Origin of the sequence: Xanthomonas sp. LMG 8993 (genome assembly GCF_009835065.2) — a bacterium.
Taxonomy (GTDB): domain Bacteria; phylum Pseudomonadota; class Gammaproteobacteria; order Xanthomonadales; family Xanthomonadaceae; genus Xanthomonas; species Xanthomonas arboricola.
On sequence record NZ_QVIF02000004.1, the window covers coordinates 27,301 to 41,180 of the forward strand.

The 13,880-nt window shown below is 67.8% G+C and carries 13 protein-coding genes; 6 read left to right on the top strand and 7 right to left on the bottom strand.

The features are described 5' to 3' along the window. Positions 1–122: 122 nt before the first annotated feature. Entirely contained in the window at positions 123–1,313 is a 1,191-nt protein-coding gene (locus DYQ94_RS09125) for an MFS transporter (protein ID WP_016904528.1), read from the bottom strand. Between the two features lie 97 nt (positions 1,314–1,410). On the opposite strand from DYQ94_RS09125, the gene DYQ94_RS09130 reads away from it, so the two are divergent. The 4 genes from DYQ94_RS09130 to DYQ94_RS09145 all read left to right on the top strand — a co-directional run bounded on the left by DYQ94_RS09130 (position 1,411) and on the right by DYQ94_RS09145 (position 5,299). Then, positions 1,411–2,313: a LysR family transcriptional regulator gene (locus DYQ94_RS09130; RefSeq protein WP_126965256.1), complete on the top strand. Its 903-nt coding sequence runs from the start codon at positions 1,411–1,413 to the stop codon at positions 2,311–2,313. Between the two features lie 67 nt (positions 2,314–2,380). Beyond that, entirely contained in the window at positions 2,381–4,303 is a 1,923-nt protein-coding gene (locus tag DYQ94_RS09135; protein ID WP_046345547.1) for an MFS transporter, read from the top strand. A gap of 241 nt (positions 4,304–4,544) precedes the next feature. After that, on the top strand, positions 4,545–4,889 hold the full coding sequence (locus DYQ94_RS09140) for a CD225/dispanin family protein (protein WP_016902410.1): 345 nt from the start codon (positions 4,545–4,547) through the stop codon (positions 4,887–4,889). Next, positions 4,889–5,299 (top strand): DUF2752 domain-containing protein, encoded by a 411-nt coding sequence (locus tag DYQ94_RS09145; protein WP_126965257.1) that lies wholly within the window; start codon positions 4,889–4,891, stop codon positions 5,297–5,299. Before DYQ94_RS09140 ends, DYQ94_RS09145 begins: the two co-directional genes overlap by 1 nt. A gap of 41 nt (positions 5,300–5,340) precedes the next feature. On the opposite strand, the gene DYQ94_RS09150 is transcribed toward DYQ94_RS09145, so the two are convergent. The 6 genes from DYQ94_RS09150 to DYQ94_RS09175 all read right to left on the bottom strand — a co-directional run bounded on the left by DYQ94_RS09150 (position 5,341) and on the right by DYQ94_RS09175 (position 11,075). Next, on the bottom strand, positions 5,341–6,234 hold the full coding sequence (locus DYQ94_RS09150; protein ID WP_054592426.1) for a cobalamin biosynthesis protein: 894 nt from the start codon (positions 6,232–6,234) through the stop codon (positions 5,341–5,343). A gap of 79 nt (positions 6,235–6,313) precedes the next feature. Then, positions 6,314–7,204, bottom strand: a complete 891-nt coding sequence (nudC, locus tag DYQ94_RS09155) for an NAD(+) diphosphatase (protein ID WP_126965258.1) — start codon at positions 7,202–7,204, stop codon at positions 6,314–6,316. A gap of 314 nt (positions 7,205–7,518) precedes the next feature. Further along, complete coding sequence (locus tag DYQ94_RS09160; RefSeq protein WP_126965259.1) at positions 7,519–8,781, bottom strand: lipase family protein; 1,263 nt, start codon at positions 8,779–8,781, stop codon at positions 7,519–7,521. Between the two features lie 646 nt (positions 8,782–9,427). Next, a complete protein-coding gene (gene erpA / locus DYQ94_RS09165; RefSeq protein WP_024938186.1) occupies positions 9,428–9,814 on the bottom strand; it encodes an iron-sulfur cluster insertion protein ErpA in 387 nt (128 codons plus the stop codon). Between the two features lie 82 nt (positions 9,815–9,896). Then, positions 9,897–10,334 carry a bactofilin family protein gene (locus tag DYQ94_RS09170; RefSeq protein WP_126965260.1) on the bottom strand — a complete coding sequence of 146 codons (438 nt, stop codon included), beginning with the start codon at positions 10,332–10,334 and terminating at the stop codon, positions 9,897–9,899. A 3-nt stretch (positions 10,335–10,337) separates the two neighbouring features. Then, positions 10,338–11,075, bottom strand: a complete 738-nt coding sequence (locus DYQ94_RS09175) for a DUF6776 family protein (protein WP_126965261.1) — start codon at positions 11,073–11,075, stop codon at positions 10,338–10,340. Between the two features lie 143 nt (positions 11,076–11,218). Here DYQ94_RS09175 and DYQ94_RS09180 point away from each other — a divergent pair, with 143 nt between their 5' ends. Then, positions 11,219–11,845, top strand: coding sequence for a DUF4126 domain-containing protein (locus tag DYQ94_RS09180; protein WP_126965262.1), 627 nt, complete (start codon positions 11,219–11,221; stop codon positions 11,843–11,845). A 38-nt stretch (positions 11,846–11,883) separates the two neighbouring features. Continuing rightward, a complete protein-coding gene (locus DYQ94_RS09185; RefSeq protein ID WP_160954865.1) occupies positions 11,884–13,842 on the top strand; it encodes an EAL domain-containing protein in 1,959 nt (652 codons plus the stop codon). Positions 13,843–13,880: the final 38 nt, after the last annotated feature.

The window sequence follows — 13,880 nt, forward strand, 5'->3', positions numbered from 1 at the left end:
GGTGGTGCGCATGCACGCCGCGCAGCCACTGCCGCATCGATGTGGGCGGCGATGCCGACGCCTCGTGGTGCGCGCGCAGGCCACTTGATCCGGTTGCCGCTGCGCCGTTCCGGCAACCGCCTCTACTTCCAGTGCTTGCGCGCCACGCTCAGTCCCACCCAGCCCAGTGCCGCCACCGCCAGCACCGCCCCACCGATCACCACACCGTTCCAGCCGGCCTGCGCATATGCCGCCGTGCCCAGCGTGGAACCCACCGCACCGCCGATGAAGTAGCAGGTGATGTAGGCCGAGGTGATGCGATTGCGCGCGTTCGGATTACGCTGGTAGATCACGCTCTGGTTGGCGATGTGCACGCCTTGCACCGCGATATCCAGCAGCAGCACGCCGACGATCAGCAGCGCGATTGACTGCGGCGCAAACGCCAGCAATCCCCACGACAGCAGCAGCATCACCAGCCCGCCCCAGCTGACGCGGTCGCCATGGCCGTGATCGGACCAGTGACCGGAACGGTTGGCCGCCAGCGCGCCGGCCGCACCGATCAGGCCGAAGAGCCCGATCACCGCCGTGCCATAGCCATACGCAGGCCCGGACAACAGGAACGCCAGCGTGGTCCAGAACATGCTGAAGCCGGCAAAGATCAGCCCGCCCAGCACCGCACGCGAGCGCAACACCGCATCGTCGCGCAGCAGCGTCAGCACCGAACCCACCAGCTGCGGATACGACAGCTGCGCATTGCCCGGGTGCCGCGGCAGCCCGCGCCACAGCAGCCAGGCGGTGACCAGCAACAGGCCGGAGGCGATCCAGTACACCGTATGCCAGCCGCCAACGCCGGCCAACACCCCAGCCGCGGTGCGCGCCAGCAGGATGCCCAGCAACAGGCCGCTCATCACCGTGCCGATCACCCGCCCACGCTCGTGCGGGGCGGCCAGGGTCGCGGCAAACGGCACCAGGATCTGCGCAGCCACCGAACTGGCACCGGTGACGATCGTGCCGGCCAGCAACATGCCGAAACTATGCGAGGCGGCGCTTACCAGCAGCCCCAGCGCACTGAGCACGAACAGGCCGACGATCAACCCGCGCCGCTCCAGCCGGTCGCCCAGCGGCACCAGCAACAGCAGCCCCGCCGCGTAGGCCAGCTGCGCGGCGGTCACCACCGCCCCGGCACTGCGCACCTGGATCCCGAACGCCTGCGCCAGCGTCTCCAGCAAGGGCTGGGCGTAGTAGTTGCTTGCCACCGCCAGCCCGGTGGCGGCGGCCATCAGCAGCACCAGTCGGCGCGGCAATGGCGGGTGGGCAATCGGTTCGACGGTCATGGCAGGTGCCTGCTGTAGGAATGGGCGCAGTGTGGGCAGCGACGCGGCATCTTTCCAATGTATTGTTTTCACCGTGTCCATCACGTTTGGAGATCGCATGCTGACCCTGCGCCAGCTGGAGTTCGCCGTGGCCGTGGCCGAGGAAGGCGGCTTCACCGCCGCCGCACGCCGGTGCAACACCGTGCAATCGGCGCTCAGCCACCAGGTCGCCAAGATCGAGGAATCCCTCGGTGCGCGCCTGTTCGAGCGCGGCACCCGTCGGGTGCGGCCCACCGCAGCCGGCGAGGTGTTTCTGCACAACGCCCGCGCCACCTTGCGCGCGGCCGAACGCCTGCACGAGGAAATGGCCCAGGCCCTGGGCACGGTGCGCGGCCGGCTCACGCTGGGGCAGATCTCCTCGCTCACCACCGTGCAGCTGCCGACGCTGCTGCGCGCCTTTCGCAGCGCGCATGCGCGGGTGGACGTGCACCTGCGCACCGCCATGAGCGAGGCCCTGCTGCACGACCTGGGCGAAGGCCGGCTGGATGTGGCCCTGGTCGGCGTCGGCCCGCAGGTCGCGGTGCCGGAACAGCGGCTGCTGCTGCACGAGGAAGCCCTGGCCTTGATCGTGGCGCCCAGCCATCGCTTCGCCACGCGCAAGCGGGTGGCGCTGGCCGAGCTGGACGACGAACCGATGGCCGGGCTGATCGCCGGCGCCGGCGTGCGCGGCATCGTCGATGCGGCATTCGCGCAGGCCGGCCTGCGGCAGCGCCAGCAATACGAGGTCACCCATGCCGACCTGATGCGCGAACTGGTCGCCGCCGACCTGGGCGTGGGCATCGTGCCGCAGACCATGGCCACGGCCATGCGCGGGGTGGTGACGGTCGCGCTGAAGGAGCGCTTCGGCTTTCTGACCTATGCGGTGTGGCGGCCCGATCCCACCCCGGCCGCACGGGCCTTCATGGCGCTGCTGCGCGCCCAGGTCGCGCGACGTGCGCCATCGGCACGCGCGCCACGCTGAGCGCGTCTGCATGCACCAGCGCGCCGTGGAAGCCTGCTAGGCTGCGCGCGTTCGCAAAGGAAACTGCATGTCCGGTCACAGTCAGTTCGCCCTGCTCAGGCAGCGCCGCTTCTTGCCGTTCTTCGCCGTGCAGGCGTTGGGCGCGTTCAACGACAACGTCTATCGGCAGGCCATCATCGGCCTGTTGTTCTACCTGGGCATCGATGCGGCGCAGCGCACGCTGTACACCAATCTGGCGCCGGCACTGTTCATCCTGCCGTACTTCCTGTTCTCCGCGCTGGCCGGGCAGATCGCCGAAAAGCTGGAAAAGCAGAAACTCATCGTGATCACCACCACGATGGAGATTGCGATCATGTCCCTGGCGGCGGTGGGGTTTGTCACCGAGAACATGGTGATCCTGCTGGTCGCGCTGTTCTGCACCGGCCTGCAGTCCACGCTGTTCGGGCCGGTGAAATATTCGATCCTGCCCTCGGTGCTGAAACCGGAGGAACTCACCGGCGGCAACGGCCTGGTCGAGATGGGCACCTCGATCTCGATCCTGTGCGGCATGATCTTCGGCGGGCTGATCTTCCAGATCGCCGGCAGCCACGGGCCGGTCGCCGCGGCCACCGCGGTGATCGCGATTGCCGTCACCGGCAACCTGGTCGCGCGGCTGGTGCCCAAGGTCGATGCCGGCGCGCCCGAGCTGAAGATCAACTGGAACCCCATCCCCGAATCGCGCGCCATCATGCGCCTGACCCGGCGCACGCCGGCGGTGCGCAACGCCGTGCTCGGGGTGTCGTGGTTCTGGTTCGTCGGCACCGTGCTGACCGCGCAGTTGCCCACCTACGCGCAGGTCAATCTTGGCGGCCAGCAGGATCTGTACGTGTTCGCGCTGGCGCTGTTTTCGATCGGCACCGGTGTCGGCTCGCTGCTGTGCGAGCGGCTGTCCGGACGCACCGTGGAAATCGGCCTGGTGCCGCTGGGCGCGTTCGGCATCAGCGCATTTCTGCTGGACCTGTACTTCGCGCGTCCCGGTGTTGCACCGGCCACCGATCTGTCGATCGGCCAGTTCGTGCAGCAGGCCGGCAGCGTGCGCCTGATCGTGGACCTGGTCGGCATCGGCCTGTTCACCGGCTTGTTCGTGGTGCCGTTGTTTGCGCTGATCCAGAGCCGCACGCCCAAGGCCGAACTCTCGCGCGTGATCGCCGGGCTCAATATCCAGAATTCGTTGTTCATCGTCACCGCCGCCATCATCGGCATCGCGCTGCAGCTGCCGCAGCTGGTGCTGTTCGGCGTGCGCATTCCGCTGCCGGGCCTGAGCATTCCGCAGGTGTTCCTGGCCCTGGCGCTGGCCAATACGCTGGTGGCGCTGTGGATCTTCACCCTGGTGCCCGAGTTCCTGATGCGCTTTCTCAGCTGGGTGCTGGTGAGCGTGCTGTACCGGCTGCGCACGCGCGACATCGACCGCCACGTGCCCGACGAAGGCGCCGCGTTGCTGGTCTGCAACCACGTCAGCTACATGGACGCGCTGATCCTGTCGGCGGTGATTCCGCGCCCGGTGCGCTTTGTCATGTACTACAAGATCTTCCGCATCCCGGTGATGCGCTGGATCTTCCGCACCGCCAAGGCGATCCCGATCGCCGGCGCACGCGAAGACCCCGCGCTGATGCAGCAGGCCTTCGACCGTATCGATGCGGCGCTGGCCGACGGCGAGCTGGTGTGCATCTTCCCCGAAGGCGCATTGACCAGGGATGGCGAGATTGCACCGTTCAAGTCGGGCGTGGAGAAGATCCTGCAACGCCGCCAGGTGCCGGTGATTCCGATGGCACTGCGTGGCATGTGGTCGAGCATGTGGAGCCGCCGCGACACCCGCCTGGGCCGCATGCGCGTGCCGCGCCGGATCCGCGCGCATATCGAAGTGGCCGCCGGCCCAGCGGTTCCCGGCGACGCGGCGACCGCCGCGCTGCTCGAACAGCAGGTCCGTGCACTGCGCCAGGATCAACCGTGACTGCGGCCAGCGCGGGCTTTGCGTCCGCCGCGTGCCGCGAGTAGCCTGTGCGCCATTGCACGCATTGCCGCCGCGCTCGCCTAGCGGGCGCGACAAGAAGGACCGGGGGAAGTCGTCGTACGCCACATCACCGTGTCAGACGCGTTCGCCGTGATCGGTGGACGCTGCCTGCGCGGCCCATCGCTGCCTTCCCCACGCGCTGCAACATCTCGCTGTTGTTTACCACCCAAGGAGCTTCACCATGAGTGCCATCCCACCGCCGATCCATCCCTCGCCCAGCGCCGCACCGGGCCCGATTCCCAATCACCTGATCTGGGCGATCGTCTCCACCGTACTCGGCTTCTGCCTGTGCTGCCCGGCCCTGATCACCGGCATCGTGGCGATCGTGTTCTCCAGCAAGGTCAACGGCCTGCTCAACCAGGGCGACATCGACGGCGCACGGCGTGCCTCCAACACCGCCAAGACCTGGTGCATCGTGACCAGCGTGCTGGCCGTCATTGGCCTGCTGATCAACATCGGCATGGTCGCCACCGGCGGCATGCAGGGCTACATGGACTACATGCAGCAGTTGCAGCACATGCAGTAATGGAACTGCGCCCACGCCACTGGCTTGGACTCGGGGCGGCCACCAGCGTGGCCGCCTTCGGCGTGTCGCTGCTGTATCGCTTCGATCCGAACGCGAGCAACAGCCCGTTCCCGCCCTGCGTGTTCCGTGCCGTGACCGGCTGCTACTGCCCCGGTTGCGGCATGACCCGCGCGCTATATGCGCTGGTGCACTTCGATCTGCCCGGCGCCTTCGCCATGAACCCGGCCGCCGTGCTCGGCCTGTTCACCCTGCCCGGCCTGATTGCCTGGAAAGCCGGCTGGCGCGCGCGCTGGTTCGCACCGGTGGTGGCAGTGATGTCCGAACCGAAGTTCTGGTTATGGGCATTGCCGATGTATTGGGTTGCCAGGAATTTGCCTTGGTACCCGTTTACCTTGCTGGCACCGGGTTAGCAGGTCGCGAACAGCCGCGCGATCGAAATCAGGCTGCGCGCCTACCGCACCCAGCCGGCAATCACCAGCAACGCCAGCACCACCATCCACAGCAGCAGCACGCGCCAGACCAGGCTCATCGCATCGCGCACCTCCGGCAGCCGGCGCCAGACCGGCACCAGGCCCGAATCGGTGTAGTCGTGGGCTTCCTCGCGCAGCTCGGCGCTGACGCTGGCACGCGCCACCGCACCGAGAAAATGCGGCTCCAGCGACCAGCGGTTGCCATGCGCCTGCCGCCAGGCACGGAACACCGTGTCGAAATTGCCCACCAGCGCCATCGACACCGTGATCAACTGCGCCACCGGCCATTCCAGCGCGGCCAGCAACCAGCGCGCGCCGGCCAGGTTGCGCGGCGGCAGCAGCACCGAGAGCGGGCTTTCCACCGCCAGCGCCGTCAGCCGATACAGCACCGCGCCGAACGGCCCCAGCAGCAAAAACCACCACAGCACCGCGAACCAGCGCCGCAATCCATTGACCACCACCGCTTCCACCAGCGACGGCGCGTCCTCGTGCACGCTGCCGCCGGCGGCCTGCAGCTGCGCGATCGCATCGCGGCGCGCGCCCGGTTCGTCGGCATCGATCACCGCTTCCACATCGCGGTCCAGATCGCGCGGCCCCCAGGTCCAGGCCAGCACCGCCACGCCGAACAGCAAGGCCCAGAACCCGCGCCAGACATCGTCCAGCAGCCATTGCAGCAGCACGACCACCAGCAAGGCCGGCAACAGCGCCAGCACCACGCCATAGCGCCCCTGCCACGCACCGCGCCCGGCGGCATGGCTGTCCAGCCGGCGCAGCCACTGGCCGAACCATTCGAAACGCCGCAGCCGCGCCACCTGGGCGGGCGCCAGGTGGCCCAGCGCAAGTGCGACGACGACAGCAACCAGGGTGGTGAACATGGGTGGGCCTCCTCAGCCGAGTCTAGCCGAGCCGATGCAGGCGCACCCGATCCGCCTGCGCTGCAGCGCCCGCCCCGGCTCAGCCATGCGCGCGATGCCAATGCTCGATCAGCGCCCGCGCGATGGAAATGCGCGGCGGCAGCCCGACCTGGCCTTCGCCGGCCAATGCCGCGGTGACCTCGGCATGGCTGACCCAGCGCGCGTCTTCCAGTTCACCGGTGACCTGCGGCACCTCGCTTGCCGCAGCGCGCGCGGTGAAGCCCAGCATCAGCGCACCCGGGAACGGCCACGGTTGCGCGCCCAGATAGCGGCAGTCCTGCACCTGCACGCGGGTTTCCTCGAACACCTCGCGCGCCACGGTCTGCTCCAGCGACTCGCCGGGTTCGACAAAGCCGGCAATCACCGAATAACGCCCCGGCGCCCAGCTTGCCTGCCGCCCCAACAGCAAGCGCGCGCCATCGCTGACCGCCACGATGATCGCCGGGTCCACGCGTGGGTAATGCTCGGTCTGACATTGCGTGCAATGGGCGATGAAGCCGGCCCGGCGGAACGCGATCGCCCCGCCGCAGACGCCGCAGAAGCGCGTGCGCGACTGCCAGTGCAACATCGCACGCGCATAGGCAAAAGCAGTGGATATGTCTGCCGGCCAGTCGGCGGCGGCCTGGCGCAGGTCGATGCGCTGCGGCGCTTCCACACCGAGCACATCGGATGGCAGGCAGAACCAGCCGACGTCATCGCGCAGCCCAAGAAAGATCGCCCCGTCCGGCCCGTCGCCAAGCGCGGCACCGTCCATCAGCAGCGGCTGGCCATCCGCATCGGCCAGCGCAGTGCCCTTGGCATCGAGCAGCAGCACGCGGCCTTGCGGCCACAGACGCGCCAGCGCCGCGGGATCGTCACGCAACAGATCGCCACGATCCAGCGGCGCATGGGTGAAGGCAAAACCGGAGGTTGAAAAAGAAGACTCTGACATCGGCGCAAGCCTGCCGATAATCGGCATCGCCCGCAAGCAGCGCACCATCGATGCAGGCCCGGCCGGCGGCGCGCGTTCAGACGTCGACACCACCTGGCGCCCGCCGGGCAGTCATGAGCGCGTCACATTGCGCGCCACATCGCAGAGCAGGCCACGTGCGATCGACATGTGCTGCAGCCAGCCGAGTCCGAATCCCGGCATCTTCAGCCCTGTCGCCGGTGACAGCGACAAGGCTCCATCGCAGGGCGAGGCGTCCAGCGCCGATCCTGGACGCGCTGATCATCCAGCGCTGTCAGCGACACCCCATTCCGGCCTCAGCGCTGCTTGTCCAGCAGCTGATGCCGCACGGCGACGATGCACGGTTCGTTGGTGGTCAGATGCACGAACGCCGAGTTGTCGTTGGGGTCGCCACTGCCGATATCGACCAATGCTGCCTGGGTGCTGCCGCGATGCTTGAAAGCGGCAATTGCGGTCACCGCATTCTTCAGCGGAATGGTGGCGTCGTTGGACGAACCGCATAGCAGCGTCGGCGTCTGCGGCGCCCAGTCCAGCAGGTCGTTGCGTGCCAGATCCTTGCGGAACGGATTGCCGGGGTTGCTGGCAAAGTCGCGATAGAACCCTGGCTGGAAATACGCCTTGAGCTGGTCGATCCCGGGCAGCGTATCGCCCAGGACCAGATCGGTCAGGCCCAGCTTGCCGGGGAACAGCGCCTCGACCCGGGCCGCCCACGGATCCTGAAACACCTGCCCGGCCGCCAGATAGATATTGCGATACGTGTGCTGCATCGCGACGATCGCGTAGCTGCCCAGGATGATGCCGAAGCTGCTTTCGCCAACCGCGTTGCTCCCGCTCCAGCTGTCCACGAAGGTCTGCTCCAGCGCGTAGGGCCCGGAGATCGGCGCGCTGGCAACCAGATGAAACTCGCTGGACAGATGCGCTTCGATTTCCCGCTGGGTTGCCAGTGCGGCATGGCCGCCTTGCGAATACCCCGACAGCATGACCTTGCCGGATAACGGCGTCTTCAAACGCTGCAACACGCTGCGTGCCGCGCGCAAGGCATCGATCGTCGCACTGGCCTCGGTCGCGCTATGCAGGTAGGGATGGAAGCCATAGCTGGATTGACCGAGCCCCAGATAATCGCTGCTGACCACCACATAGCCCTGACTGGCCAGACGTGTGACCAGCGGGTCGTCGCCCTTGGCATCACGGATGTCCTTGGCCTGTTCCTCGTTGCGGATCGTCGCTGTCGACCGCCCCCAGCCCAGCAACGGATACGGCCCGCTGCAACGCTCGCCGCCTGGAATCAGCACCACGCCCGACGCAGTGGCCGGCTCGCCATCGACACCGACGGTGGCATAGGTGAACTCGGCCACGCGCACGTTGCATCTGGGCTGTTCGGCCTTCGGCTCGGAGGTGAGCAACGCGGCAATCGCATCACGGGTGTAGCTGGTCAGGAAGTTGCTGCTGAGCAAGCTGCCGCGTGCGGGCGATGCCTGCGCGCTGGGTGCAAGCACTGCGCTGGCGATACCAAGCATGGCCAGCAGGCCCAGCGTCGAACGGGATCTGATCTGCAACATGGTGAGGCTTCTCTCGTGGATGACTGCAATGGGCAGGGGACTGGCGTGTCGAAGGATCGAGATCCGTTGCGCGATCAACGTCCGCGGGCTGGGCGGCGCGGTGACTGCGCCATGGGGTGGGATCGGCGCGGTGCGCGGTACGCTCGGTCAGCGCAGTGGCGACCGCCCGCGCGCGTCACGCAAGGCAAGACGCGATGCATGAATCAAAATCGGCATGTGCTGGCACCAGCGCTGGGCATGCGTGCAGTATCGCCATCGCCGCACGCGGCCCAGCTCGCGCGCACGAAGCTTGCGCGCGCATGGCGAACCCCGCAGCAGGCGAATGTTCACAGCGCGTTGGACATGTACATCGATAGCGCGGTGCGCTTCGCCAGTGCATCGGCGAGCATCTGCGCAGTGCATGGATCACATAGATCGGCGTTTGAAAATCCGCCCGGCTGCGGTGTCGTTGACCCGCAACACGCGTCGCATCAAGAGTCATACAGCGCGTGCAAGCGACGCACAGCGTGAGGCCGTATCGACACACTCACGCGACTGCCGTTATCACTGCACCATGTCAGACCTGAAAACGTCGCAGGCAGCAGGTTGCCCGCGACTCGACCGCAACATCACACACGAACAACCAGGCACCAGCAACCGCGTCGATTCAGACGCTGAAGCTGCTACCGCACCCACAGGTGGTCTTGGCGTTCGGATTGCGGATCACGAACTGCGCCCCGGTCAGGCTTTCGGTGTAGTCCACTTCGGCGCCCATCAGATACTGCAGGCTCAGCGGGTCCACTAGCAGCGTCACCCCGTCGGTGGCCACGGCCAGGTCGTCCTCGGCGCGGTTCTCGTCGAACTCGAAGCCGTACTGAAAGCCGGAACAGCCGCCACCCTGGATGTAGACACGCAACGCCAGCTCGGCGTTGCCTTCTTCCTGGATCAGCTCGCGCACCTTGCTGGCAGCGGCCACGGAAAAGTTCAGCGGCCGGTCGATGGACTGATAGTCCGGGGCCGGGGCGGCGGTGGGAAGCGAAACGAGCGTGCTCATGGCGTCAGCATGGGGGCCAGGCGGCCCCACTTCAAGCGCTGCTTGCCAAATCTGGCGCCCGCTTCAGCTGCAGGCCACACCCTCAGGCGTCGGCAGTCTCGGCCTGCAAGGCCTTGACCGGCTCGACGCGGCCGGCCTCCGGCGCCGGCAACGCGGCGGTCGCGGCATGGATCAGGCGGCCGGTGAGCTGCGCGCCGGCGCTCATCTCCACCACCTGGTAATGCACATTGCCCTGCACCCGCGCATTGGCGGCCAGTTCGACCCGCTCGGCGGCATGCACGTCGCCGGTCAGCTGGCCATTGATGATCACCACCGGCGCGCGCACCTCGCCCTCGATGCTGCCCTGCTCGGCCACCGTCAAGGTGGCGCTGGCGCCGTCTTCGGCAATCACCTTGCCCAGGATGCGGCCTTCCACATACAGCCCGCCGCTGAACATCAGGTCGCCGCGGATGACCACCTGCGGCCCGATCAAGGTGTCGACCACGGTCTGCGCACCACGGTTGGATTTGTTTCCGAACATCAGCTACTCCCCCGCGCCATTCCCGGCGACTTTCCAGTCGAATGTCTGATTGACCGGCGCCCCATCGCCGCTCAGGGAGATTTTGACACGTTGCGGAGTGAAATCCTTCGGCAGGATCACGCTGCCGTCCAATTGCTGGAAATAGCGGAACGAGTACGGCTGCCCGGCCGCATCCGGCTTCTGGTGCAGCTCGTTCCAGCTCACCGTGACCAGCTTGCCGGCACGCACGCCTTCCACCGCAAAGCGCAGCTGGCCCTGGCTGATCGCGCCGCGGTTGAGGTTCTGGGTCAGCACCACGCTGTAGTTCCAGGTGCCGCCGGCCTCGGCGGTGAATTGCACCGAGTGCGCGTTCAGCCCCTTGCGCTGCGCGGTGGAGCCCACCAGGCGCTCGTAGAACGCCACATCCGCGCGCAGTGCGGCGATCTGCTCGTCGCGCTCGGCCAGCGAGGCCTGCACCTCGGTATTGGCGGCGCGGCTGATCTTGTCGGACATCGCCAGGTTGACCTGGCGCTGCTGCAGCTGCGCGATCTGCCGACGCTGCTGGGCCTGGTTGCGCTGCGCCTGCTGCAGCGCCGCCTCGGCCTGGACCAGACGCGGCGCGGCAGTGCGGCTGGCCATCCACCACGTCACGCCCAGCGATGCCAGCCACACCAGCGCAATCACCAGCCATAACCAGCGGCCGCGGGGACGGCCACCGCCGGAGTCACGTTGGACGATCTGAACGCGTGCGGCTGGTCGCATGGGCATCGGGTCCGGACGGGCCGGCGCAGTCATGGGCGGCGTAGTGTGCCAGAGCGACACTGACCGTCGTGCTGGCGCTGGACCGGCGGTTATCCCAAAGTTCTGCGATAGTTCTGCAATTGTTTGCAGGGATCGACGACGCCATGAGCGAAGCCCATCTGTTCGTGATCGGCATCCTGCTGGCCTGGCTGGCCGGCATCCGTGCCTATCTCACCGTGTTCGGTGTCGGCCTGGCCGGCCTGCTCGGCTGGATCGAGCTGCCGCCCGCCCTGCACCCGGCACAGTCGTGGTGGGTGCTGGGCACCTCCGGTGCACTGGCGGTGGCCGAATTCTTCGCCGACAAGATCCCCGGCGTGGATTCGGGCTGGGACCTGCTGCAGACCCTGGCACGCGTGCCGGCCGGTGCCTTCCTGGCCGCGGCCACGCTGTCGCCGGACGGTGATCTGAGCACGGGCGTGCTGGCCGCCGGCGCGGGCGTGGCGCTGACCAGCCATACCCTCAAGGCCGGCACCCGCGCCTTGCTCAACACCTCGCCGGAACCGGCCAGCAACTGGGTCGCCTCGCTGGCCGAAGACACCATCACCACCACCGCGCTGGCGCTGGCACTGGCGCACCCGTGGCTGGCACTCAGTGTTGCCGTGGGCTCCAGCGTGCTGGCCACGCTGGTGGTGTGGTGGGTGTGGCGCCTGCTGTGGCGGGGCATGCGCCGGCTGGTCGCGCCGATGCGTTCCACCACCACGCCGGCTGCACGTCGCTCCCCGCTATCGTGAAGTTCATCGCATAATCATCGCGACTGCAGGGAGTATCGATGGCCGCCCGAGATCCGGTTCCTTTCACCCGTGACGACACCGCCACGCGCAATCGTCCATTGCGCGCAGAAACGCCCCCGGCCGACTATTGGCGCCGCTGGGCCGACGAGACCGCGGCGGCGTCCACCGTTGCCGAGCCGGTGAGCGCGGCCATCATTCCGGCGCCGGCGCTCGCTGCCGCACCCGCAATGATCCTGCCGATGGCGCCAGCGCAGTCCGCTGCACAAGGCAGCAGCGCGCACGCGACGGCCGCAGCGCCGACGCCAACGACCGCCTCAACCCCGCGCGAGGGCGATGACAACGCCGCCGCCGACGCGCCGTACCGCGTGCTGATCGTCGAGGACGACCGCTCGCAGGCGCTGTTTGCGCAGAGCGTGCTGCACGGCGCCGGCATGCATGCACAGGTGGAAATGACCGCCGCCAGCGTGCCGCAGGCGATCCAGGACTACCACCCGGATCTGATCCTGATGGACCTGCACATGCCCGAGCTGGACGGCATCCGCCTGACCACCCTGATCCGCCAGCAGCCGGGCCAGCAGTTGCTGCCGATCGTGTTCTTGACCGGCGACCCGGATCCGGAGCGTCAGTTCGAAGTGCTCGACAGCGGCGCCGACGATTTCCTGACCAAGCCGATCCGCCCACGCCACCTGATCGCCGCGGTGTCCAACCGCATCCGCCGCGCCCGCCAACAGGCGCTGCAGCAGGCCGGCGAACCGGTCAGCGTGCGCAGCAATCCGGAAACCGGCCTGCCGACGCGCGGCCATGTGATGGAACTGCTGGCCGATGCGCTGGCGCGCAAGCAGGCCGGCGGGCTGTTCTTCATCGAAATCGCCAGCGCGCTCGGCCTGCGCGAGCGCTACGGCTATGCCGCCTACGAGCGTCTGATGACCCAGGCCGGGCATCGCCTGGCCAGTGCCGCGCACCCGTATCCGCTGGCGCGCTTGAACGACAACAGCTTCCTGTTGCTGGGCGTGGACATGCCCGAATCCAGCCTGGAACAGCATGCGCTGGAGATCCGCCAGCGGCTGTCGGCGCATGCCTTCCCGGTGCGCGAGGAGGAATCGGTGCACGTGCGCTGCGCCATCGGCGTGGCACCGCTGGGTCTGGGCTTCGACGACACCGGCAGCGCGCTGGAAGCGGTCGAGCGCACCGCGCTGCAGGCACGCCTGCGCAGCGACGGCGTGCAGGCCTATCTGGCCCCCAGCCAGGCCGAACAGCAGGAGCAACTGCGCCTGGTGGAAGGCCAGCTCGAACTGGCCTATCAACCGATCGTGGCGGTGGCCGGCGGCGACACCGCGCAATACCAGGTGCTGCTGCGGCTACGCCAGGCCGACGGCACGCTGCTGTCGGCCGGCCAGGTGATTCCCGCCGCCGAAGCGGCCGGACGCATCGCCGATCTCGACCAGCAGGTCATGGATCACGCGCTCGGCCTGCTGCATCTGTACCAGCACGCCCACCCGCCGCTGCGGCTGTTTGTGTCGCAGTCGCCGCGCACGCTGGCGCGCGATGCCTTTGCCGACTGGCTGCTCAAGGCGCTGGTCGAGCGCGGCGTGGCCGGGCAATCGTTGATCGTCGACCTGCGCCTGGACGATGCCCTGATCCACGCGGTCACCGTGCAGCAGTTCTGCGCCAAATTGATGCCGGCCGGCGTGCAGTTCTGCCTGAGCCAGTTCGAGCCCGGCGACGAGGCCAACGCGCTGCTGGACCAGTTGCCGCTGAGCTTCGTGCGCATGGCCAACCGCTTCGCCGATGCCCACGGCAACACGGCAGTCCGCGACGAACTGCGCAGCGTGATCAATATCGCCCATCAGCGCGGCCTGCTGATCATCGGCCAACGCATCGAAGATCCGCAGGCGGCCGCGGCGATGTGGATGAGCGGCGTGGACTTCATCCAGGGCAACCTGGTGCAGACGGTCGGCAAGGAACTGGACTTCGACTTCACGAACGCGGTGCTCTGAGTGACAGCGCGGGCAGGAGGCCTCCGCGCCTGGAGCAG